Annotated in this window: 20 protein-coding genes; 6 read left to right on the top strand and 14 right to left on the bottom strand. The window is 39.5% G+C overall.

Annotation, left to right across the window (positions count from 1 at the left end):
- Nucleotides 1-8: 8 nt before the first annotated feature.
- The 4 genes from ileS to ABJD64_RS03445 all read right to left on the bottom strand — a co-directional run bounded on the left by ileS (nucleotide 9) and on the right by ABJD64_RS03445 (nucleotide 6866).
- Complete coding sequence (gene ileS / locus ABJD64_RS03460) at nucleotides 9-3383, bottom strand: isoleucine--tRNA ligase (protein ID WP_348177441.1); 3375 nt, start codon at nucleotides 3381-3383, stop codon at nucleotides 9-11.
- A 48-nt stretch (nucleotides 3384-3431) separates the two neighbouring features.
- A complete protein-coding gene (locus ABJD64_RS03455) occupies nucleotides 3432-5840 on the bottom strand; it encodes an MMPL family transporter (protein WP_348177439.1) in 2409 nt (802 codons plus the stop codon).
- A gap of 176 nt (nucleotides 5841-6016) precedes the next feature.
- Nucleotides 6017-6412, bottom strand: coding sequence for a TerB family tellurite resistance protein (locus ABJD64_RS03450; RefSeq protein ID WP_348177438.1), 396 nt, complete (start codon nucleotides 6410-6412; stop codon nucleotides 6017-6019).
- A 40-nt stretch (nucleotides 6413-6452) separates the two neighbouring features.
- Entirely contained in the window at nucleotides 6453-6866 is a 414-nt protein-coding gene (locus ABJD64_RS03445; RefSeq protein ID WP_348177436.1) for a TerB family tellurite resistance protein, read from the bottom strand.
- 419 nt (nucleotides 6867-7285) lie between these two features.
- On the opposite strand from ABJD64_RS03445, the gene ABJD64_RS03440 reads away from it, so the two are divergent.
- A complete protein-coding gene (locus ABJD64_RS03440) occupies nucleotides 7286-8482 on the top strand; it encodes a hypothetical protein (protein ID WP_348177434.1) in 1197 nt (398 codons plus the stop codon).
- Nucleotides 8483-8532: 50 nt separating this feature from the next.
- Here ABJD64_RS03440 and ABJD64_RS03435 read toward each other — a convergent pair whose 3' ends face one another.
- From ABJD64_RS03435 to ABJD64_RS03425, 3 genes are all read right to left on the bottom strand, one after another.
- Complete coding sequence (locus tag ABJD64_RS03435) at nucleotides 8533-9207, bottom strand: energy transducer TonB (RefSeq protein ID WP_348177432.1); 675 nt, start codon at nucleotides 9205-9207, stop codon at nucleotides 8533-8535.
- Nucleotides 9208-9293: 86 nt separating this feature from the next.
- Nucleotides 9294-9554, bottom strand: a complete 261-nt coding sequence (locus tag ABJD64_RS03430) for a hypothetical protein (protein WP_348177430.1) — start codon at nucleotides 9552-9554, stop codon at nucleotides 9294-9296.
- Entirely contained in the window at nucleotides 9547-10125 is a 579-nt protein-coding gene (locus ABJD64_RS03425; protein ID WP_348177428.1) for a sigma-70 family RNA polymerase sigma factor, read from the bottom strand. Before ABJD64_RS03425 ends, ABJD64_RS03430 begins: the two co-directional genes overlap by 8 nt.
- A 116-nt stretch (nucleotides 10126-10241) precedes the next feature.
- Between ABJD64_RS03425 and ABJD64_RS03420 the strand changes: the two genes are divergently transcribed.
- Together ABJD64_RS03420 and ABJD64_RS03415 are read left to right on the top strand one after the other, a co-directional pair.
- The gene (locus ABJD64_RS03420) at nucleotides 10242-10832 is read left to right on the top strand and encodes a 5-formyltetrahydrofolate cyclo-ligase (protein ID WP_348177426.1); all 591 of its coding nucleotides are present in this window, start codon (nucleotides 10242-10244) and stop codon (nucleotides 10830-10832) included.
- A gap of 9 nt (nucleotides 10833-10841) precedes the next feature.
- Complete coding sequence (locus ABJD64_RS03415; protein WP_348177424.1) at nucleotides 10842-11807, top strand: YpdA family putative bacillithiol disulfide reductase; 966 nt, start codon at nucleotides 10842-10844, stop codon at nucleotides 11805-11807.
- Nucleotides 11808-11818: 11 nt separating this feature from the next.
- Here ABJD64_RS03415 and ABJD64_RS03410 read toward each other — a convergent pair whose 3' ends face one another.
- From ABJD64_RS03410 to ABJD64_RS03390, 5 genes are all read right to left on the bottom strand, one after another.
- On the bottom strand, nucleotides 11819-13189 hold the full coding sequence (locus tag ABJD64_RS03410; RefSeq protein WP_348177422.1) for an alanine/glycine:cation symporter family protein: 1371 nt from the start codon (nucleotides 13187-13189) through the stop codon (nucleotides 11819-11821).
- A gap of 14 nt (nucleotides 13190-13203) precedes the next feature.
- Nucleotides 13204-13875: an arylesterase gene (locus tag ABJD64_RS03405; RefSeq protein WP_348177420.1), complete on the bottom strand. Its 672-nt coding sequence runs from the start codon at nucleotides 13873-13875 to the stop codon at nucleotides 13204-13206.
- A 131-nt stretch (nucleotides 13876-14006) separates the two neighbouring features.
- The gene (locus ABJD64_RS03400) at nucleotides 14007-14495 is read right to left on the bottom strand and encodes a hypothetical protein (protein WP_348177418.1); all 489 of its coding nucleotides are present in this window, start codon (nucleotides 14493-14495) and stop codon (nucleotides 14007-14009) included.
- Nucleotides 14479-15939, bottom strand: coding sequence for a solute carrier family 23 protein (locus ABJD64_RS03395; protein ID WP_348177416.1), 1461 nt, complete (start codon nucleotides 15937-15939; stop codon nucleotides 14479-14481). The genes ABJD64_RS03400 and ABJD64_RS03395 overlap by 17 nt, the downstream gene beginning before the upstream one ends.
- 133 nt (nucleotides 15940-16072) lie before the next feature.
- The gene (locus ABJD64_RS03390; RefSeq protein ID WP_348177414.1) at nucleotides 16073-16480 is read right to left on the bottom strand and encodes a YciI family protein; all 408 of its coding nucleotides are present in this window, start codon (nucleotides 16478-16480) and stop codon (nucleotides 16073-16075) included.
- 191 nt (nucleotides 16481-16671) lie between these two features.
- Between ABJD64_RS03390 and panD the strand changes: the two genes are divergently transcribed.
- The 3 genes from panD (at nucleotide 16672) to ABJD64_RS03375 (ending at nucleotide 20377) form a co-directional block, all read left to right on the top strand.
- Nucleotides 16672-17040 (top strand): aspartate 1-decarboxylase, encoded by a 369-nt coding sequence (gene panD / locus ABJD64_RS03385; protein ID WP_348177412.1) that lies wholly within the window; start codon nucleotides 16672-16674, stop codon nucleotides 17038-17040.
- Nucleotides 17041-17115: 75 nt separating this feature from the next.
- The gene (locus tag ABJD64_RS03380) at nucleotides 17116-17814 is read left to right on the top strand and encodes an ABC transporter ATP-binding protein (RefSeq protein WP_348177410.1); all 699 of its coding nucleotides are present in this window, start codon (nucleotides 17116-17118) and stop codon (nucleotides 17812-17814) included.
- 1 nt (nucleotide 17815) lies between these two features.
- A complete protein-coding gene (locus ABJD64_RS03375) occupies nucleotides 17816-20377 on the top strand; it encodes an FtsX-like permease family protein (RefSeq protein ID WP_348177408.1) in 2562 nt (853 codons plus the stop codon).
- Nucleotides 20378-20602: 225 nt separating this feature from the next.
- On the opposite strand, the gene ABJD64_RS03370 is transcribed toward ABJD64_RS03375, so the two are convergent.
- Both ABJD64_RS03370 and ABJD64_RS03365 read right to left on the bottom strand, forming a co-directional pair.
- A complete protein-coding gene (locus ABJD64_RS03370) occupies nucleotides 20603-21628 on the bottom strand; it encodes a glutamine synthetase beta-grasp domain-containing protein (RefSeq protein ID WP_348177406.1) in 1026 nt (341 codons plus the stop codon).
- Nucleotides 21629-21769: 141 nt separating this feature from the next.
- Nucleotides 21770-22822, bottom strand: a complete 1053-nt coding sequence (locus tag ABJD64_RS03365; RefSeq protein WP_348177404.1) for an outer membrane beta-barrel protein — start codon at nucleotides 22820-22822, stop codon at nucleotides 21770-21772.
- Nucleotides 22823-22884 lie beyond the last annotated feature (62 nt).

Raw genomic sequence — 22884 nt, 5'->3', positions numbered from 1 at the left:
ACTATTTCTTATTTTAAAACATTCAGTTTCACGGACACTTCAAAGTCATCCATTTCCAATTTCTGGCCTCCCTCAAATGATGAAACAAGATTCAATTCAATTGCTTGCGTCTCCCGACAAATATAGTCTTTAAAAGATTTGATCGAAGACTTCACCATATCGTCATTGCTTTGTAATTCTATAGCAATTTTATCTTGTACTTCCAGTCCACTATCTTTTCTGAGATTTTGAACACGGTTGACCAAGTCTCTTGCCACTCCCTCTTGTCTTAACTCATCAGTCAAGTGAATATCAAGGGCAACGGTTAGCCCATTTTCGCTAGCTACCAGCCAGCCAGGAATGTCCTGAGAGCTAATTTCTACATCTTCTAACGAAAGATTTATCTTTTGGTCACCTAAATCCAGCTCAAAATTGTTTTCTTCTTCCAATTTTGAAATATCTTCTTTTGAAAAGGCATTGATTTTTTGAGAAATATCCTTCATTCGAGCTCCATGCTCCTTTCCAAGTTTCCTGAAGTTCGGCTTGATTGATTTCACCAAAAGACCTGATGTGTCGTCTATGAACTCGATGGCCTTCACGTTAACCTCACTTAGAATTAGTTCCTCCACGGCTTTTACGTGCACTTCGGTGTCTTTATTCAATACCGGTATCATAATCCTAGACAATGGCTGTCTTACCTTCAACTTTTCCTTTTTTCTTAAAGAATGTACCAAAGACGAAATTTTTTGAGCCATTTCCATTCTAATTTCCAAGGCTGCATCAACCAAGTTAGGATCAGTCATTGGATAATCCGTGAGGTGTACGGAATCATGAGCTTCATGACCAGATACAGCATTCAAATCATTGTATAGACGATCCATATAAAACGGAGCTATTGGTGAAGCCAGCTTTGATATTGTCTTCAAGCAGGTATACAGCGACTGATACGCCGCCATTTTATCTTCATTATATTCACCTTTCCAGAAGCGTTTTCTATTGAGTCGAACATACCAGTTACTCAGGTCATCTATCACGAAATCCTGAATCATACGTGCAGCCCTCGTTGGCTCATAATCATTGTAAGCTTCATCTACCTGACTGATCAAAGTATTGAGTCTACTGATAATCCACCGATCACTTTCTGTTAATTTGTTGTAGTCTACATCGCTTTCGCTAAAATTGAATTGATCAAGATTTGCATAAAGCGCAAAGAAAGAATATGTGTTGTAAAGCGTTCCAAAAAATCTTCTTTGAACCTCTGCGACACCTTCTATGTCAAATTTAAGATTATCCCAGGGGTTAGCATTTGAGATCATATACCACCGCGTGGCATCCGGGCCATATTTTTTTAGCGTTTCAAATGGATTAACCGCGTTACCCAATCGCTTGGACATTTTGTTTCCATTTTTATCCAATACCAAGCCATTGGCGATTACGTTTTTGAAAGATACTTGATCAAAAAGCATCACTGCTATAGCATGTAGTGTAAAGAACCAACCTCGTGTTTGGTCAACACCTTCTGCTATAAAATCAGCAGGATAGACATCACTAAGCCCTCCATCCTGTTGAGCTGCCTTCTTGGGGTCATCACCCATAAAGTGAAACTGAGCATATGGCATGGCACCGGAATCAAACCATACATCAATCAAATCCGGTTCTCGTGTCATTCGCTTACCTGAATCGCTCACTAGAAATATATCATCAACGTATGGTCGATGTAGATCAAAATCACTAGTCAGTTCACTGGACATAAAGCCTGCAGTAACTGATTTTTTAACTTCAGATTCTAGTTCTGCAATAGACCCAATACATTTTTGCTCTTGTCTATCCTCCGTCACCCAAATTGGCAATGGGGTCCCCCAATATCTGGACCGGCTTAAATTCCAATCCACCAAGTTTTCCAACCAGTTGCCAAATCGACCGCTTCCTGTTGAGGCCGGTTTCCAGTTGATCGTATTATTTAGTTCGACTAACCGATCCTTATAAGCGGTTGTCTTAATAAACCATGAATCTAGCGGATAATATAATACTGGCTTGTCAGTTCTCCAACAATGTGGGTAACTATGCTCATACTTTTCTACTTTAAATGCACGGTTTTCTTCTTTCAAGTGAATGGCAATCAGGACATCCGTAGGTTTGAAGCCTTCTGCCTTTCGTTCTTCATCCGAGTAGTACTCCTCTTTTACATATTTACCTGCAAAATCAGTCACCTCGTCAATAAATCTACCTTGCTTATCTACTAAAGGAATATCCTCTCCCTTTTCATCCTTCGCCACCACAGGCGGAACTCCTGCAGCCTTGGAAACAAAGTAATCGTCTGCACCAAACAAGGCAGCGGCATGTACTATGCCTGTACCATCTTCAGTAGTGACATAATCTCCTGGTATCACCTTGAAAGCATGGGCTTCTAATTCTTCATTCGTGACATAGGGAAACAATTGCTCATATCTTATTTCAAGTAAATCTGCTCCAACAAATTCTGACACAATTTGCCATGGAATTGTTTTATCGCCACCAGAATAGTCTTCCAGTCCAATTTCTTTAGCTTTTTCAGAAAAATACTTGCTTACCAAATCCTTAGCCAAAACCACTGAAATAGGTTGATAGGTGTATTGATTAAAGGTCTTAACCTTTACGTACTTAATTTTCTTCCCAACAACCAAAGCTCCATTAGAAGGTAACGTCCACGGAGTGGTCGTCCAGGCCAAGAAAAAGACCTCTTCATCTCCTTCGAATAATTTAGCGGAAAGATCAGATTTCTTTACTTTAAATTGTGCCACTACAGAGGTGTCTTTCACATCTCTATACGTGCCTGGCTGGTTCAATTCATGCGAACTCAGTCCAGTTCCCGCAGCGGGAGAAAATGGCTGAACAGTGTAACCCTTATAAAGCAGCCCTTTATCATAAAATTTCTTCAATAGGTGCCAAAGGCTCTCAATATAGTCCTTTTCAAAGGTGATGTATGGATCATCAAGGTCCACCCAGTAGCCCATCTTTTCAGTCAGGTCATCCCACAGATCTTTGAACTTCATGACCGCCTCCCGGCACTTGTCATTATACTCTTCAACAGAAATTTTGGTACCTATGTCCTCTTTGGTAATCCCTAGTTCTTTTTCTACCTGAAGCTCTACAGGCAGACCGTGTGTATCCCAGCCTCCTTTCCTCTTGACTTGATACCCTTTTAAGGTCTTGTATCGGCAAAAAATATCTTTTACTGCCCTCGCCATCACATGGTGAATACCTGGGGTACCGTTGGCAGAAGGAGGTCCCTCATAGAAAACAAACGTTTCAGCGCCATCTCTCTCATTCACAGACTTTTGAAAGACTTCATTTTTTTTCCAAAACTCTAATACCTCATCTGCTACCTCAGCATAGTTGATATTCTTGTACTCTTTATAACTCAATGTCTTATTTTATAATACTGTAAAAATTGATGTCTTAAATATGAATGGCTAATTGCTTTCCCTGTCCGTTACTTCAATCATACCTAAATCGATTTCCTCGTCCTCAAGTTCATCATAAAACTCAGGAAATTTCTCAATGAGTGGATGGTTTTCAACGTTTCTACTTCCTGTATCGAACCTTAACAATAAAGCTGGAAGTACTATTAAATTGGTGAGCATGGCCATTAGTAGCGTAGTAGAAGTCAAGGCTCCAAGTGCTACTGTACCACCAAATTCAGAGGCAGCGAAAATTACAAATCCAAAAAATAATATAATAGATGTATATATCATACTGGCCCCCGTTTCCCTAAGACTTTTACTAACTGCCAGAGGAACAAAAAAATTGTTGGCAAAAAGTTCCTGTCTATACTTAGCTAAGAAATGTATTGAATCATCCACAGAGATACCAAAAGCAATACTAAATATCAAGGCAGTACTGGGTTTCAAAGGAATCCCAGCAAACCCCATCATACCACCGGTAATCATCAATGGAATAATATTTGGTATGAGACATAGGATGATCATTTTAAAGTTCTTGAATAAAAGAGCCATAATAAAGGCAATGATTACAAAGGCTATAATCATGCTCGTGATCAAATTGTCTATCAAAAATCTATTCCCTTTAATAAACAGTAGCGTTGTACCAGTGATTGTTACCTTCATCTTTGATCCATCAAATATTTCAGCAATTTTTGGTTCGATCACTTGATTAACCAAAGAGTCCAACTTGTTAGATCCAATGTCTGCAATTTTTAACGATACTCTGATTTTTTGTCCAGTAGAGTCAACAAACGCCTTAGATATACCTTTTTGGTCGGATTCTTTTTTGAGGTACCTAAAAATAAAATTCTTGTCTCTATTACTCGGCAAAGCATATTTAGCAGGGTTATCATTATAAAAGGCCTGTCTGGTTGCTTTGATGAAGCTGACCACAGAAAGCGGCTGAGATACATCTTCGAGAGAATTTAGGAAATTTTCAAACTCATCTATCTTCTTGAGATTTTTAAGGCTCTGTACGCCCTTTTTTGTCCCTGTATCGATAATTATTTCGAGCGGCATGACACCGGAAAAATTGTCTTCAAAGAACTTCAAATCTTGTTTCACTTGGCTTTCCTCGGGTAAATCATCAACCATGTAAGAACGTGCCTCGATCTTTGTGATACCATATGCTGAAAGTGCAACAATAATAGCGGCAACCCCAAATATGTAATACTTATGTCTATGAACAAGTAAATCTAATCCTGTAAGCACCTTGTCTAACGGGACAAATTTTAGGTGTCTGAGATGTCTGCTCGAAGGTGGTTTCAGATAAGAAAAAACCGCCGGTATCATGATCAAGCTTACCACAAAAGTGGCCAGGATATTCACTCCGGCAATAACTCCAAATTCTTTCAGCACCACGATATCGGTGAAGGCCAAAACCAGGAAGCCAACAGCTGTTGTGAAGTTTGTAATCAGCGTTACTATTCCAATTTTCCTTATAATTCGCTCTAAAGCTTTACGTTGATCACCATGCTGAAAATACTCTTGATGATACTTGTTGAGCATATAGACTGCATTGGGAATACCAATGACCACAATAATGGGGGGAATCAGACCTGTAAGCAAAGTGATTTGATAATCAAAAAGCGCCAGTGTACCCATTACCCAAACTACTATCATTCCAATGATAAATAAGGCCACCACTACCACCTTGACTGATCTAAAGAATAGAAATAGAATAAAACCGGTTACAATAACTGAAAAGATTAGAAACATGTTCAGTTCCTTCTTGATCTTTACTGTATTAATGTATCGTACAAAAGGTAAGCCAGCATATCTAAGATTGATTCCGGTATGTTCTTTGAATTGCTCTGTTACCAGCAAAATATCTCCGACAACTGTATTACGTGCCTTAGAGTTCATTACCTCATTTTCAATCGTGACCAGAACCATACTAGCCCCATTTTCCGAATTAATTAGTTGCCCACTGTAAAACTTGAGGCTCAGGCAATAGGCCACCAAACTATCCAGTTTTTTCTGGTCTTCCGGAACTTCATCAAACACATTCTCCAGTTTGAATCGATTGTCTTTTTTATCTTTAACTAATCTTTTGAGACTGGGAATACTTAAGACATCCTTAACATATTTGATGCTCGCGAGCTCATCAGTCATATATTTCAGCCTGCGAAAATTATCTTCTCTATAAACTGCACTATCCCTAATTCCAATAGCCAAGATGTTTCCATCTTCACCAAACTCTTTTTTGAATTCCTGGAAATAGATCATTTCAGGATCAGTCTTAGGAACAATATTGGCCAGGGTAAATGACCACTTGACAAATTGAGCCTTATAAGCCATAAAGGCCGTTATTCCGAAGAGTGCAAGGATCAAAAAGAGCCTGTGCTTAAGTATTATTTGAGATAGTCTATACCACATGAGCAAAAATGAATCTGCAAAGGTAAGGATTTTTACTATTTAAATTGAGGGCAGATTTTCCAACCAATAATGCTAAAATCATACCATCTTTATGCTTATATTTTTTTATAGTCTGACAAAAAAAAAGGAGGTTAAATTCCTCCCAATTTTTGTTCTTCTAATAATTCCTATCAAATCTAATTTTGATATTTTAGAACTGCCTTCTTCAACGATTCTCTATTAGCAACGATAGTCGGGTCGGAGTATACTTTGGCTGAGAGTTCAGCAATTACTGCCTTTTTGAAACCAAGTTTTACTGCTACCTCTTCGCAGTATTTGACCTCGCTCAAAAAAACCTCCTTATCAATCTTCATGAGCTGAACCACGTTAAACAAATACTCAAATTTGTCATCATCTGTCATGGTGCCAAGCGGAGGTAATGGTTCTGGGTTTTCGAGAAGACCGTTGATTTCATCTTCAGAAACCCCATTGGCCTTACCCACCATAAGAATCATTTCCTTTTCATCATCGGCGAAGTCGTTGTCTATATTTGCCAACTTCACCAACATACTTAGTTGCGATTTAATGCTCATTGTTTATTAACGTTTTAATAGGTGCTTATTGAATTCAAAATTAGATTGCTTTATATTTTCCTGCTATTTCAAGTAGCGTGTCTCTATTTATGCCAAGTGCTGCATCTCCAAAAATTTTACCACTAAGAACACTAATTACTTGCTTTTTATACCCTAACCTTTCAGCCAAATCTTCGCAAAATCGGATTTCACTTAAATATACCTTATTATCTACTTTCATCAATTGAATAAGATTATAGAGGTATTCAAATTTATCATCTTCTGTTAAATTCAAAATTGGGGGTAATTCATGTTTCTTTTTACCCAGAAGCTCTTCAAATAGACTATCAATTTCTTCTTCTGGTATTTTGTTGGCCTTACCCAGAGTATAAATCATTCTTTTTTCATAAGGCGACAACTGTTTGTCCACCAATGAGAGCTGAATGAGAATACTCATCTGAGTACGAAAATCCATTAGAATATCTTTTGCACTTTGAAATTAAAGATACAAAAAATATTAGGATTGAAATATTAATGCATCCTTTGGAAGATGTATACTTGATATTACTCTAAATATTGTAAACTATAATTAGCCTTGTCGTCTCTAAGGAGACTGCTTGAATCTATCAATAAGTTTATAATCTTAATTTTTTGCTATCACATTAATGAATGATTTGTTTTATTCCTAGGACGATTCATCCCAATATCCACCGTCGAATAGTTGTCAACTCTCTTTTTAGTCAACCACATATTTAGTCTTTGGTTGCTGTTTGTTTAAAAAAATACTTTAATTTAGAATCCCAATCAGCATATTAAAAACATTATATATATTGAGTTGTGCTTTCCTTAATTAAGAATTTTTGATACTTGGCATAACTTAAAATAGTACAATATATGGGCATCATAATACCGTTGATTTTAATCGCCATTAGCTGTGTAGTAATTTGGAGGGCCGGAGATGGCTTTATGACTGCATCTGAATATATTGGCAGGAATCTTTCAGAAGGCGTACGAGGAGCATCAATCAATGCAATTGCCAGCTCAATGCCTGAAGTTTTTACCTCTTTATTTTTCTTGTTTGTACTCATGGATGCTTCAGGCTTTTCGGGAGGTATTGGTACTACAGCTGGTAGCGCAATTTTCAATAGTATGGTCATTCCGGCAGTTTCTGTTATTGCTGTCATCGGCATTGGTCTTGCAAAAAGAATTGAAGTTTCAAAAAAGGTGATGCTTAGAGACGGAATTGCCTTGATCATCACCGAATTGATTTTCCTGATATTGATTAGTGGCTCAAAACTAGATTGGTATCATGGTCTCATTTTGATGGGAGTCTATGTGATTTACATCACATACATGTTTATGTCCATGAAGAGCAGTCAGAAAAATGATGGGCCAAAAGAAGAAAAAGAAGAAGAGGAGGAAGAGGAAGAGGATAGAGGCCCTGCTCCATCATTCATTATGAGCTTGCTTACTTTCAATTTGGAAGACTTATTTATTAGAAACAACAAAGTAACAGGCAAAAATGCTTGGCCACTTTTGTTGTTTTCAACACTTTCTATAGCATTGGTTTGCTATCTACTAGTAGTAGCATGTGAGTGGATGGGTGCTGAAGTCTATGAAGTACCTTATTTAGGTTCTTTTAATGGCCTTGGTATTCCCTTGATGTTCGTAGCACTGGTATTGGCTTCAGCTGCATCTAGTTTCCCTGATACTATCATTTCGATTAAGGATGCTCAAAGAGGGCAATATGATGATGCGATCTCTAATGCGTTGGGAAGTAATATATTCGATGTTTGCTTCGCCTTGGGATTTCCATTATTCATCTTCTGTATCATACATGGGCCTATTCACATGCCTCCGGAAATTGTAGATTTAAGTAGTGAATTACGATTTTTGTTACTTCTTTTAACAATCCTGGCTGTGGTCATATTCACGTCAACCAAATATATCGGCAAGTTAAAGGCCTTTATGCTATTGGTCATCTACTTCCTGTTTATTGCCTACATTATAGGAAGAAGTGCAGACAATGAAATTGCAGCATCTATAGCCGACTTCCTTGTCTCCACAGTGAGGGTACTAAGTATCAATTAAGGCACACAAAAAGAAATTGAAAAGGCGAATCTTGAGATTCGCCTTTTTTGTTAGTTCAACCTAAATGTAATTGGCAACACCATCCTTACTTTTACTGGACGTCCGCGCTGTTTACCAGGTGACCACTGTGGTGTATTCTTGACCACCCTTACTGCCTCCTCATCACAACCTCCGCCAATGCCCTTGATGGCCTGTACCTCAGTCAATCTGCCTTGCTTGTCTACTACAAATTGAACGAAGACCCTTCCTTCAATACCCATTCGTCTGGCCTGATTGGGATATTTCATTTTTTTGCCTACATATCTATAAAAAGAGTCCATTCCGCCCAACGGCTCAGGCATTTTTTCAACAAAAAGTAAAGGCTCTTCTACCACCTCCTCGTCTAATGGAGTGTCAAAAATGATATCCTCTATAACGTCATCCTCATCTACCTCGGCATCAAATATTACCTTAATCTCCTCTTCTATTTCTATGTCATCTTCAATCTCAATAATTCTCGGTAACTCCACTACTGGCGGAGGCGGAGGTGGCTGAACAGTAGGAGGAATCTCAATAATTTCCTCAAAATTTTCATCGAAGTGATCAGGGATTTCGACAATTCCGTCGTTATAAAACTTCCATTCGAAAGCTGAGGTGACCAGCAAAAGACTGATAGCTAGTCCAATATTAAAAAACGCACTTCTTTTCCTCTCCAAATCAATTTTTGGATTTTTTCTTAATTCCATGATTATTGAATTTATAGTTAATAATACATCCACCACCTTGGTGAATTAGAACTAAGACTTCCCCGGGTGAGTCTTATATCTTTTATTTATTCTGTTTTGAATTCATCAAATATGTCCGTGTCGTCTTGCTCTACAGGAGTCCGCTTCTCTTGTAGACGTTTGGCACCGGCATACATCATAGCTGCAATGGCTAACGCCGCCAGCACGATGGCGAATATGCGAAACCAGCCATTACCTCTGCGTCCTTCTCCCGGCTCTTTATGGTACAGCCCTTTGAAATCCTTATGTCTTTCAATCTGTCCTTTGCTCAAAGCCTTTCGTCTCAGTCTGATGTCGTATTTAGTCATTCTTCAGCTTATTCATTATCTCATACCTTTCTTTCAACTTGTTCAAAGATCGGTACATTTTCATTTTCACAGCACTCTCCTTCTTTTCAAGAATGAAGGCTATTTCTTTAAAGTTTTTGTTTTCGAAAAATTTTAATTCCAAAATTCGTATTTCACTATCATCCAGTTCCCGAATCAATTCGGTCAAAACTCTTTGTTTTTGTTCAGCATCCGCATCTTCAAGTTCGCCACATGTCATGACCAAATTTACTTGATGGTCTTCCAGACTCAACAATCTTTTTTTATTGTCTCTAAAGTGCTTATTTGTCTCATTAGTCGCAATGCGATACAACCATGCACCGAACGGAATTCCTCTAAACTCAAACCTCCCTATAGAGTGCATAGCATTCATAAACACTCTGGAGGTAAGATCAGCAGTGAGGTCTTCATCATCTGTCTTTCGATATACATATCTGAAAATAGATTCGTAATATCTATTGTAAATTGGCTCAAAAAACTTCAGATCAGCCTTTGCCTTCGCAATCATTGCCTCTTCGTCGTTCCAATCATTACGGTCAGTATTTGTATCCAAATGCTTAAAGTTTATAGATATAACCCTCAATCACTTAAAAAGTCACAACTATCTTACCAAAAAATATTAGGAGTCATATGAGGCATGGCTTTTACATAAAATGTTAATTTCGAATCATGAGCGATGGCACACCAGTCATAGATAAAAAAAAGTATCGTACCGTATACCTTAGGAAAAGGAAGATGTTGTCCTCAAAGGAATTTGACGCCAAAAACGCTAGGTTACTCTATCATTTTCATGATTTTTTTGAAAATCATGATGGGTCTGTTATCCATTCGTTTCTTTCAATAACTAAAAACAAAGAGGTAAACACATGGCCAATGATTGAATGGCTAAGAAACAAAGGAAAACAAATAGCCATTTCCAGGTGCATTAGTGACAACGAACTCATTCATTACCTCTTTAATGACTATGCCCAATTAAAGGAGTCTAAATACGGCATCCCCGAGCCACAGTATGGTACCGAGGTTTTGCCCGAAGCGCTCAATGTTGTTCTTATTCCGTTGATTGTGTTCGATAGGAAAGGTCAACGGGTTGGTTACGGTGCTGGATATTATGATCGATTTTTGGCAAAATGCACCGCAAATTGCATAAAGGTTGGCCTTAGTCTGAGTCCACCGTTAGATGAAATACCATTTACTGAACCGCATGATTTTCCAATGGATTATTGTATTACGCCCTTAGGAGTTTACTCCTTCAAGTCATAATTTAGACCTATGAATAAATCATTAGATGTATTGATTATTGGTGCCGGTCCGATCGGCCTTGCCTGTGGTATTGAAGCGCAGCGAAAGAATCTTTCCTATCAAATTTTGGAAAAGGGCTGCTTGGTCAATTCATTATATAACTACCCCATGAACATGACCTTTTTCTCTACATCAGAAAAGCTGGAGATTGGTGGTGTTCCATTTATCTCGCACAACAGCAAACCTCTGCGGGCTGAGGCTTTGGAATATTACCGAAGAGTTACCACTTCATGGAATCTTAATGTTAAGCTTTATGAAGCCGTAACAGAAGTGAAAAAAGGTAAATATTTTGAAATTACATCTGAAAAAAACAGCTATAGAGCTAAAAATTTGATCATCGCCACCGGATTTTATGATCTGCCTTTTTTGCTAAATGTGTCCGGAGAAGATTTACCTAAGGTCAAACACTATTACGATGAACCGCATCCCTATTTTGGACAGAAAATAATTGTTGTTGGAGCCGCTAATTCTGCAGTAGATGTGGCACTTGAGACGTACCGAAAAGGCGCAGAAGTGACCATGGTGGTACGCGAACCAGAAATCAACCCAAGAGTTAAATACTGGGTACGCCCTGATATAGAAAACCGGATTAAAGAATCTTCAGTTAAGGCTTATTTTGATTCATCCATCACCGAAATCCGAGAAAGAGAAGTGGACATTACTACTCCAGACGGACCTACAACCCTTGACAATGATTTCGTACTGGCTATGACTGGTTATCAGCCCAATTTTTCCTTTTTGCGATCTCTGGGCATCGTCATCGGTGAAGATGAAATGCAAACACCTTCCCACAATCCCGAAACCATGGAATCAAATGTTCCGGGTATTTATCTGGCTGGCGTGATTTGCGGAGGACTTCAAACTAACAAATGGTTTATTGAGAACTCCAGAGTACATGCTGAGGTGATAATTAATCAAATAGTGGATAGCCAATAGACAACAAAAACTTAGCCCTGCTCGGCAAAGTATCTTTTGGCCTCCCTCAAAACTTTTGGAGATAGGTAAATTGCAGATACCATTGTTGGGATTGCCATCAATCCATACATTACGAAGATTAGGTTGACGACACCATTTAAGGACCAAACAGAGCCAATTACAATAATTGCGACATACCAATAATTAAAAAAGTGCCCATACTCTGCGCCGAAGAGATAGGAAAAGCACTTCTTACCGTAATACGCCATACCAAAAACTGTCGTAAAGGCAAAAATTAGTACTGGGATAAACAGAATGTATGAACCAACCACCGGTATCGAATTCTCAAAAGCCTGAGCGGTCAAAGAAATGCCGTCGTTCCCTCCAGTTTGCCAAACACCGGTAGACAAAATACAAAGCCCAGTCATGGTGCAGACAATAAGCGTATCTACCACTGGACCTAGCATGGCCACAAGACCTTCCCTTATAGGTTCATTGGTCTTTGCCGCTCCATGCATCATCGGTGCGGTGCCTATACCAGCCTCATTTGAGAAGGCGGCCCGTTTGGCTCCTTCAATAATTACGGCTCCTACTGCACCTCCTAAAACTGCCTGAGCTGTAAAGGCATCCTCAAAAATCAAAAAGAAATTCTCGAGCACAGATTCGGCGTTTATGATCATGATCGCCAGCACACTCAATCCATAAACTACCACCATGGCTGGTACCAGCTTAGATGCAACATCTGCAATTCTCTTTATTCCTCCAAATATGACCAGGGCGGTAAAAAATGTAATCACCAAACCGATAGCTACATTTATCATAAGCTCATTTTCACCCAACAAGCCCATTGGCTCTAAAATCACATCCTTAGTGACTTGCACAATTTGATTGGCTTGAAATATGGGTGTAGCTCCAAATAGTCCTGCAATACAAAAAAAAGCGGCGAGAGGTTTCCAGGCTTTAGGCATGCCTTCTCTAATCACGTACATGGGTCCGCCTTGCAGGTTACCCTGACTGTCTTTGCCACGAAACATTACAGCTAACGAACAAGTGAAAAATTTGGTAGTAATACCCAGCAGGGCACTGACCCACATCCAAAATATTGCTCCTGGCCCTCCAGCTACAATAGCCAACGCTACTCCACTGATGTTACCCATACCGACAGTTGCCGCCAAGTGTCCAGACAATGCCTGAAAATGGCTAATTTCCCCTTTCTCTTCTGCCTTGTCATATTTTCCAGTTAGCACGTCTATACCATGCTTAAAATACCTGAAAGGAAGAAAACGGGCATAAATGGTAAAATACAACCCACCACCTAAGAGTAAAACCAACAACGGCATACCCCAGACATAGCCAACGGCCACATTGAAGAAATTTTCTAAAGATTGAAGTAAGTCAAACATATTTTTGTTTTCGATTACAGCATTTCCGCCAGTATTTGCCAAACGTTTTCTGCTAATATTTTGTGCCCTTCCGGCGTGGGGTGGATGCCGTCCTCCAGATTCAATTCCGGGTTTCCAGCTACACCGTCCAATAAAAACGGGATCAGAGGAATATTATACTCTTTTGATAAATCAGGGAAGATCTTCTGAAAACTATTAACATACTCTTGTCCCATATTTGGTGGAATCATCATTCCCGCCAAAAGTATTTTGCATTTCGGGTACTTTTTTTGAACCTTCTCAATGATCGACTTCAGGTTTTTTCTGGTCTCATCGGTGCTTATTCCTCTTAAGCCATCATTAGCGCCAAGCTCGAGCACAAAAATATCCATGGGGTTTTTCATCACCCAATCCACTCTAGAGTTACCACTGGCTGTTGTCTCTCCGCTCAATCCGGCATTGATGGTTCGATATCCCAGCTCCAATGAATCCAATCGTTCTTGAATAAGTGCAGGGAAGGCTTCTGACAAGTCTAACTGATAACCTGCAGTGATGCTATTGCCAAAGAAAAGTATGGTTTTCTTTTTAGTAGATTCTTTTTGAACCGGATTCGATTTCAGTTCTGGGGTATCAGCTTCGTCTTGTTTTTTTTCCGGTTGACATCCCAACAAGATAGTTATAAAAATGAGCGCAATTGACCTGTTCATTCGCCGAAGATAGGAAATTGCTTCTTGAATACATGAAGGTCATGAATTAGAGGAGGAAATTTCTTGTCAATTGCAGAGTTCGTTCATAACTGACTAATTAATCAGATCATCTATTTTTTATCTTCAACTTGTTACTCTTGTAGAGGAACATAAACAATACCCGTTAATAACGAAAAGTCTTTCCAAAAAGAGGTATCACCGGCTTGAATTGTTCTTGGACCAGCTTGATCAACTATGAAAGTCGGAAAACCATTTTCTTTGGTTTTCACCGAATCCAAGGGAATTCTTTTACCCTTCATATCTTTTAATGAAATCTTTACATTTGTCAACCACTTTTCTCCTTCACTATAATTGCCATCAAGCGATACATCCAAAAACGGCCGCACTTCAATTTCAATTGGAATAAAAAAATATGCGGAAATTGTTGTTGCAACTAACACGGTGATAAGTGCTTTCCATAATTTTATATAAATCAACCAAATAATACACCCGCCAGTGGTAACCGCTAAGATGATTTCAACAAATGGAAGAATCTTATCCATGTTAGCAGCTAAAGCTATGGACAAATTTGCAAGCGATATCAAAATCGTAATTGTATTATTTCTATTTCGATGGTCCATTTTCTGCTTTCTTAAGATTTCCTCCTATATTATCTGGAATAACAATGTCAAGCACAAGTCCAACAGTGGCCGCTACTGCCATGTGCGAACGGCCAATCGCAATTATGGCATTTCTAACTTCATTATTACCTTCGATAACAAACTTTGAAAAATACTCTGGAATACAAAAAGACATAAACATGGTAAAACCAATTATAGAAATATTTCGCATGTTTTTTGTATCAGTTTTAGCCGTAATTTTGACTCCAATTCCAGTAATTGTTCCTAAGAGGATACAATATAAACCACCCATAACTGGCTGTGGAATTGAATTAAACAAATTTCCAATATTTGGCACATATCCACTTATAATGAGAATAATCCCTGTTACGAAAACTACGGATCTCGATGCCACCCGCGTGATGGCCACTAAGCCTACATTTTCCGCATATGAAGTCGTAGGAACACCTCCAACTATACCAGTAACAATATTGCCTATCCCTTCTACAATTATTCCTTTATTTACACGATATTCAGATACACGATCATGATTTGAACTTTGATTATCAGAAGGGTTGGTATTCCCTTTGTTGTCGTCAATATCTGATATTTCTGCTACAGCATTGTAATCACCAATTGATTCAAATGTGATTACTGCATATGCTATTAAAATAGTTAAGAAATATCCTAGACTAAAAATTGGAAATCCCCATGTGAAAACTGGTAATTCTGTTCTAAACCAATCGCCTGTATTGATTCCTTCCAATGAGACAAATCCCTTATCAATTGGGGTATAAATCCCTGAAATGCTAAGTATTAGACAAATAGAGTAAACAATTATTACAGATGACAATACTGGAATCGAACTAAGAATAAAACTAAACTTGTGAATACTATCATCTTCTCTCCTAATGAAATATGTAAATACAAAAACCAACACAATAGTAAGTAGAGCCAATTTCCAGTCAGTGCCGGCCTGATTTGCGCCAGTCTTAAAAAGAGATAGACCTATTGCAATAATCACCGGTCCAACAACAACTGGAGTTAAGAGCTTTTGTATTTTACCTGCAATACCAAGGTAACCCAAAAAAAACTGGAAAATAGCTCCTAAAATGATAGTTCCAGAAATATACCTTAATGCAACATTAGCTCCGTCAATTGCCTGATCTGGTAATGGTTCATTTTGAGCTATAATCAACAACATTACCGGAAGAAAGGCAAACGAGCTTCCCTGCACAATTGGTAATTTCGTGCCCAGGGCAGATTGAAGGCAAGTGGCTATGCCCATACAAAAAAGTACATTAGAGATTAATATTCCAGTTTCAGACGCGCTTAATTTAAGCTGAGTCGCAAGAATAATAGGCACTACAATTGTGGCTCCAAGCATGGTAACCAAGTGTTGAAAAGAATATAATGCAGTATGTTTAAGAGGAGGGCTATCGTTAACACCGAATTTAAGTTCCATGGCGGAAGTTTTAATGAATCCATGAATCTCAAAACGCTGCTTAGTTTGTCAGGATCGATGATCTGAACAATAATAAATTTAACCAAAATAAATTTCTATTGCCAACTATTGGATAGGTTTTACATATTCTTTTTCATTTCAGCACTGATCCCTTTGCCGCCCACCAAGGCTTAATATCTATTGCCAGTCGACCGGCTTTTACTGCCGGGTCATTACTAATGATACTATCCGCTTCTGCCTTGGTTGCCACGTCATAGATAACAATGCCTCGCATGTCACCATCATCACCGAAAGGCCCCGCAATAAGGAGCGTACCCGTTTTAGCATTAGCACTCATATAGTCTTGATGTGCTTGCTGTATTTCCATCACTTTAGCTGAGTCCAATTCCGGCTTATCAGCTACGCGCATGAGGAATCCCATGTAGTATCGTTTCATCACATAGGTGGTATCACCTTCTTTCATCTCAAATTCCCTTGGCCCTTGTGCCGAAGCTTCAAAAACAAATAGGGTCAATGCGATTAATACAGCCAGATTTTTCATGGTAAACATATTTAAGAACGTACAATATAAAGATTCCTGAAGAATTAGGAATTACTCATAAAGCCAAACCTTTTACTAAGTAATCCTGTTTAGGTAAAAACCCCTAATTTTGCAGGTGTACATTCATATGCCCTGAGTTTTATTTAAATTCGCGGCGCAACATTAAAGTCAAGAAGCGTATGAGATGGATCATGAGATCAAAGATTCACAAAGCGGTAGTAACCGAGGCGAATCTTAATTATGTGGGAAGTATCACCATTGACAAAGATCTAATCGATTTGGTTGGATTAAGAAAAGGTGAAAAGGTGCAAATCGTAAGTAATACGTCAGGTTCCCGTCTGGAGACATATGTAATCGAAGGGCCGCGGGGTTCAGGGGCAATTTGCATGAATGGAGCAGCCGCACATCTAATCAAAGAAGGTGAAGAAATCATCATCATGGGTTATGAACTGACCGACCAGGAAATAAAGCCGCAAACCATCCTGGTGGACGAAAAGAACAAATTCGTGCAATGGCTGGAAGAGTCTTATGAGCTGAACAGAGACATGAACTTCAACTAGAGTTCAACTGTCTAATCACTTGCATTCATAAACTTCTGGTATTACTTTCCGTAAAATTCGGAAACATCAGATTACATGTCTACAATTCTTAAGGTTGAAAACCTTTCAAAAACTTATCAGAGCGGGTCAAGATCGCTTCAAGTATTAAACGGAATCAGCTTTGCTCTTAATGAAGGTGAATCACTGGCCATTGTGGGTCCATCCGGCAGCGGCAAGACCACGCTCCTTGGATTGGCTGCAGGACTGGACCAGTCGGACGAGGGTTCTGTTGAAATCAATCAAATTAAACTCAATAGCCTGAGTGAAGATGACAGAGCTCAGGTAAGAAACCAACATGTAGGTTTTATTTTTCAAAACTTCCAACTCATTCCTACACTATCCGCACTGGAAAACGTAATGGTACCATTGGAATTGCGTGGAGACAAAGGAGCTAAAGCAATAGCCGAAAGTTTGCTTGCGCAAGTAGGTCTGACAGATCGAGAGAACCACTATCCGGCTCAGTTATCCGGAGGAGAGCAGCAACGTGTGGCTATAGCCAGGGCCTTTTCCAACGAACCAAAAGTGCTGTTTGCTGATGAACCTACCGGAAACCTGGATGCCGAAACCGGACAAAAAATAGAGGCCCTGCTGTTCAAATTGAATCGCGAAAAAGGAACTGCCCTTATATTAGTCACTCACGACCCGGAGCTGGCCCAAAAGACGGATCAAGTCATTCACCTAAAAGGTGGTAAGATGGTAGAAGGCTCCACTCTGAAGACTTCAATGGCAAGCTAGTATGGATTCAAAAATTACAGTAAGCCCTAAAAAATATTCCCGAAGCTGGCTGCTCAAAATGGCCTGGAGAGATAGCAGAAGAAGCCGGTCCAAATTACTACTTTTTACCACTTCTATAGCCATTGGCATTGCCGCATTGGTAGCCATCAATTCGTTCAAAAGGAATCTCGATGAAGAAATTCAATTGCAGGCCAAGGCGCTACTAGGTGCCGATCTTGAGGTTTCTAGCAATAGGCCATTTACAAAAGAACAAATGGCTCTTATTGATTCACTCGGTGATGAGCGATCTAGTCAAACCAGATTTGGGTCGATGATCTATTTTCCGAGAACTGACGGTACACGTCTGGTTCAGGTACGGGGAATTAGTGGATTTTATCCCTATTATGGTAAAATAGAGACTGAACCCTATTGGGCGGCGGGAGATCTGACCAATGGAGCCTATGCACTGGTAGATGAAAAGCTGATGTTGCAATTCAACGTAGAAATAGGTGATGACATTCTTATTGGCAAACTCAAATTTGAAATTAGAGGTAAACTAAGAAATGTGCCAGGGCAAAGTGGCATTTCAACTTCTGTGGCTCCTGTAGTATATGTCTCTGAAGGTTACTTGCCTTTTACAGAATTAATCAAAAAAGGTAGCAGAGTCACCTATTCAAAGTTTTTCAAATACCCAACAGAAGCCACTGCTGATGAAATTGTAGCCGCTCGTAGGGAGCAATTCAAAGAGCTGGAGCTCCGCTATGAAACGGTAGAAGAACGAAAAAAAGATACGAGCGAGGCCTTCGAAAATATGTCAATATTCTTGAATTTGGCTGCGTTTATTGCGCTCCTTCTCGGGAGTATCGGTGTGGCCGGTGCGGTTCATATTTATCTCAAAGAAAAAAATCAATCTGTCACTATTCTGCGATGTCTAGGTGTAAAAAGCAAACAGGCATTTTATATTTACCTCTATCAGGTGCTACTGATGGGATTGATAGGCTCAGTGGCAGGCACTTTTATTGGATTGGGCCTACAGTACTACCTGCCACAACTGCTAGGTGAAGTGCTGCCGTTTTCTTTTGAACCTAAGATTTTCTGGATTGTAATTGTTGAAGGTATTTTATTGGGTATTATCATAGCCGTACTATTCGCTTTATTGCCGCTCATTCGTCTAGGAAAAATCTCTCCGTTGCAGTCGATTCGAGCTGCATTCGAAAGTCAGAGGAACAAGCTTAGTCCTGAAGCCATGGTCATATTTTTATTGCTAGGCCTATTCTTGTTTGGCTTTGCTTTTTTTCAAATAGGAGAGTGGAAACAAGCGCTGATGTTTGTACTGGGTCTGGTAGCCACTTTTGGTCTATTGGTTCTAATTGCCAAAGGACTGATGATTGTCGCCAAAAAAGTCTCCTCAAAAACGACCTCCTTTCTTGTCAAACAAGGTATTGCGAACTTATACAGGCCTAACAATCAAAGCACGATATTACTTCTTACCATTGGAATTTGTGCCGTTTTGATTTCCACTCTACTTTTTTCGCGCTATATCCTGGTGGAACAAATTACGCTCACTGGAGCAGAGAACAGACCCAATATGGTGTTGTTCGACATACAGACTACTCAAAAGGAGGAGCTTAAGACGCTGACCCTGGACTATGATCTACCAGTTATTCAGGATGTACCGATCGTCACCATGCGCCTGAAGGAAATCAATGGAGTGAACAAGAAAGTGGCTGAAAAAGACTCCTTACTGGATATCCCCTCCTGGGTTTTCAATCGAGAATATAGAGTTACTTTTAGAGACTCTTTAATTAATTCTGAGACCTTGGTTGAAGGCGAACTTCAGTCTAAAGTGGAAAGTCCCGGGGATAGCATATTTGTGTCTGTTTCCGAAGGCTTTGCAAAGGGACGGGATTGGAAAATCGGTGATGAACTGCTGTTCAATGTTCAGGGCGCTTTGATAAAGACCTATATCGGAAGTTTGAGAAAAGTAGATTGGAGACGAGTACAAACCAACTTTCTTCTTGTTTTTCCAACCGGAGTTTTGGAACAAGCTCCTCAATTTCATGTACTAGTAACTAAAGTCGATAAATCAGATGTCTCTGCCAGGTTTCAGCAGGCCGTAGTCCGGTTGTTTCCTAATGTGTCCATTATAGATTTGGAGCTCATTATCAAAACCCTTGAGGATATATTAAACAAGGTCTCCTTTGCCATCAACTTTATGGCTGGGTTTAGCGTGCTTACCGGATTGATCGTGCTAGCCGGTTCTGTGGTACTTAGTAAAACTCAACGGGTACAGGAAAGTGTGCTGTTGCGGACCCTAGGCGCTCGCTCTTATCAGATATTTTGGATCACTTGTCTGGAATATTTTGCTCTGGGTGCAATCGCATCATTGGCAGGCCTGATTCTGGCGCATTCTTTTAGCTGGCTTCTAGCTAAGTTCGTTTTTGAAAATGACTTTTTATTCAGTACATATTATACGGTACTGATATTCTTGTCCGTTACATTAGGTACAATTATGATAGGTTTATTTAATATAAGGCCTGTGCTAAAAAAGAGTCCTTTAGAAATTTTGAGAAGAGAAATTTGAGGGGGTTGCTAATAATTCTTGTCATATATGTAACTAATTCAAGAAATAATGAAACATTTCGTAGTCATTTTAATGATAGTACTGCTTAGTTTTTCTGCCACATTCTTTATTATTTAGTTGATCTTTCGCGCTTTCACGACTTCATTTTAGGAAAGAATTTTCTGACAAGAAAAAAAGGAAACCCTTTTGAGTCTCCTTTTAGTCAATTTGAAATAAACAGTTCATTTAGGCAGGAACTTGCTCTACCACAGCCGTTTTTACAGTTTTGATGATTCTTGCCGCGATTTTGTAAGGATCGCCATTAGAAGCAGGTCTTCTGTCTTCCAACCAACCCTTCCAGCCATTTTCCACGGTAGCAATAGGAATACGGATTGAAGCACCTCTATCAGACACACCAAAACTGAATTTATCGATAGATTGAGTTTCATGTGCACCAGTCAGTCTTTGATCATTTTCAGCTCCGTATACATCGATATGTTCCTTTACAAATGGAGCAAAAGCTTCACAAATGGTTTCATATACTTCCTTAGAGCCACAAGTCCTTAGCGTAGAGTTTGAGAAGTTTGCATGCATACCAGACCCATTCCAATCACCTTTTATTGGTTTTGGTCTCCACTCGATAGCAACGCCATATTTTTCCGCAGTTCTTTCCAATAAATATCTTCCAACCCATGTATGATCTCCGGCTTCCGCAGCTCCTTTAGCAAACACCTGAAATTCCCATTGTCCTGCCGCTACTTCAGCATTAATTCCTTCTACATTTACACCAGCCTCAAGACAAAGGTCCAAATGCTCTTCGATGATCTCTCTGCCATAAGCGTTATTGGCCCCGACAGAACAGTAGTATGGTCCTTGAGGTCTTGGAAAACCATCTTCCGGGAAACCAAGTGGTTTACCAGTATTGGTATCGATGAGGAAGTACTCTTGTTCGAAACCAAACCAGAAATCGTTGTCATCATCGTCAATCGTAGCACGACCATTGCTTTCGTGCGCAGTACCATCGGCATTTAAAACCTCAGTCATTACAAGAAATGCATTTTTTCGATCTGGGTCTGGAAAGATAGATACAGGCTTCAATAAACAGTCCGAAGACCCACCTTCTGCTTGCTCTGTAGAACTTCCGTCGAATGACCACATAGGACAGCTTTCCAGCTTGCCATCGAAGTTATCTACGATTTTAGTTTTGCTTCTTAAGCTTTGGGTTGGCTTATATCCATCCAACCAAATGTACTCTAACTTTGCTTTTGCCATTGTATTATGTTTTAGCTTTTACTGTTTTACTTTAATTCTATTTTACTCCGCGTCTTAAAAATTTGGATGACTAAGCATTACTCAAAAAACTTTGCCAAGGCACCTTGCGGGCACCCCGGCAAAAGCTAAATTCTAAATTTTCTAGAACGCATATACTGCCGCCAACGTGAACGAAGACAGGCTTTTATTCATTTCAGGATTGATCAACACGGGGTTATCCGGGTCAGTCACATCCCATCCATCATTATCACTCACAAAACCATCATAAGACAGCATGTCAATTCTGAATTCTGGTATGATGGTTAGGTTTCCAACTTTTTTGTTAGCCGAGAGCGTCAGATCAATTACATTTTCATCCAAGGCAATTGCACCCACGCCATCGTCCTTGAAGTACTCTCCTCTGATTCCCATTGAAAAGTCGTTCGAGAACGAATTCTGCAAATACAAAGCGGCTCCTGTGAAGTTATCTTTAGCTTTTGTTGCATTCACCCCTAGGTAAAAATCATCTGTTAGATTCCAGCCAGCTGTCAAATCCACCTGAAAGAAATCATCTGACAAGATCGTATTCAAGTATGCTCCTCCAAATCCTAATTGTGCACCAAAAGCGTACTCTCCGTTAGGATTGTAATCTGTCGCATCAGTTGGGTTCAGTACGGCCAGCATTAATGAAGCCTCTCCGAAGGTGAAATCAGCCTTCAATCCTGTGTGGGAGAATGGCCCATATGAGAACATATAAGAAGTTGAGTAGTTGTAATTTCCTGTTGGAGAAATCACTTCATAACCTAAGAAGGTGTTGAAATTACCAATAGTCAGGGTTACCTTATCACTCACATTCCAATAAGCATAAAGCTGATTAACTATACTAGAAGATGCGGTTGAGGATAAAAATACGGCATCAGTTCCTCTTGGGCCGGTCACAAGATCGGCTATGAAACCTGATTTCTCTCCCTCCAATCCGAGCACAACATTGGCCATACCCAATGCAAAACCCGTTTGGTTAGCAAATGATGTACTTGGCGCTAATGAGGAGCCATTGCTTGCGTCATTGGTACCTCCACTTAATACTGCCCTATAATAGGCGTCTACACTTCCAGAAATTGAAAGGGCTGGAATTTTTGATTCCTCATCTTGTGCTACTGCATTATATGACAAAGTGAAAATTGTCAACATAACTATAGATAGAAATTTCTTCATGATTAAATTTGTGTTTTGGTTCATAAATTTGTTTTGACAGATTTGTGATATTAAGTCCTGCT

Source organism: Reichenbachiella sp. (assembly GCF_039944555.1).
GTDB lineage: Bacteria > Bacteroidota > Bacteroidia > Cytophagales > Cyclobacteriaceae > Reichenbachiella.
The sequence above is the reverse complement of the archived record's forward strand: the minus strand, read 5'-3'. Positions and strand labels throughout refer to the sequence as shown.

Excerpts from the sequence above, each read along its gene's own strand:
- ABJD64_RS03455 (WP_348177439.1), bottom strand. The coding sequence starts at position 5,840 with ATGTGGTATAGACTATCTCAAATAATACTTAAGCACAGGCTCTTTTTG.
- ABJD64_RS03450 (WP_348177438.1), bottom strand. The coding sequence starts at position 6,412 with ATGAGCATTAAATCGCAACTAAGTATGTTGGTGAAGTTGGCAAATATA.
- ABJD64_RS03445 (WP_348177436.1), bottom strand. The coding sequence starts at position 6,866 with ATGGATTTTCGTACTCAGATGAGTATTCTCATTCAGCTCTCATTGGTG.
- ABJD64_RS03440 (WP_348177434.1), top strand. The coding sequence starts at position 7,286 with ATGGGCATCATAATACCGTTGATTTTAATCGCCATTAGCTGTGTAGTA.
- ABJD64_RS03435 (WP_348177432.1), bottom strand. The coding sequence starts at position 9,207 with ATGGAATTAAGAAAAAATCCAAAAATTGATTTGGAGAGGAAAAGAAGT.
- ABJD64_RS03430 (WP_348177430.1), bottom strand. The coding sequence starts at position 9,554 with ATGACTAAATACGACATCAGACTGAGACGAAAGGCTTTGAGCAAAGGA.
- ABJD64_RS03420 (WP_348177426.1), top strand. The coding sequence starts at position 10,242 with ATGAGCGATGGCACACCAGTCATAGATAAAAAAAAGTATCGTACCGTA.
- ABJD64_RS03415 (WP_348177424.1), top strand. The coding sequence starts at position 10,842 with ATGAATAAATCATTAGATGTATTGATTATTGGTGCCGGTCCGATCGGC.
- ABJD64_RS03410 (WP_348177422.1), bottom strand. The coding sequence starts at position 13,189 with ATGTTTGACTTACTTCAATCTTTAGAAAATTTCTTCAATGTGGCCGTT.
- ABJD64_RS03405 (WP_348177420.1), bottom strand. The coding sequence starts at position 13,875 with ATGAACAGGTCAATTGCGCTCATTTTTATAACTATCTTGTTGGGATGT.
- ABJD64_RS03400 (WP_348177418.1), bottom strand. The coding sequence starts at position 14,495 with ATGGACCATCGAAATAGAAATAATACAATTACGATTTTGATATCGCTT.
- ABJD64_RS03395 (WP_348177416.1), bottom strand. The coding sequence starts at position 15,939 with ATGGAACTTAAATTCGGTGTTAACGATAGCCCTCCTCTTAAACATACT.
- ABJD64_RS03390 (WP_348177414.1), bottom strand. The coding sequence starts at position 16,480 with ATGAAAAATCTGGCTGTATTAATCGCATTGACCCTATTTGTTTTTGAA.
- panD (WP_348177412.1), top strand. The coding sequence starts at position 16,672 with ATGAGATCAAAGATTCACAAAGCGGTAGTAACCGAGGCGAATCTTAAT.
- ABJD64_RS03380 (WP_348177410.1), top strand. The coding sequence starts at position 17,116 with ATGTCTACAATTCTTAAGGTTGAAAACCTTTCAAAAACTTATCAGAGC.
- ABJD64_RS03375 (WP_348177408.1), top strand. The coding sequence starts at position 17,816 with ATGGATTCAAAAATTACAGTAAGCCCTAAAAAATATTCCCGAAGCTGG.
- ABJD64_RS03370 (WP_348177406.1), bottom strand. The coding sequence starts at position 21,628 with ATGGCAAAAGCAAAGTTAGAGTACATTTGGTTGGATGGATATAAGCCA.
- ABJD64_RS03365 (WP_348177404.1), bottom strand. The coding sequence starts at position 22,822 with ATGAAGAAATTTCTATCTATAGTTATGTTGACAATTTTCACTTTGTCA.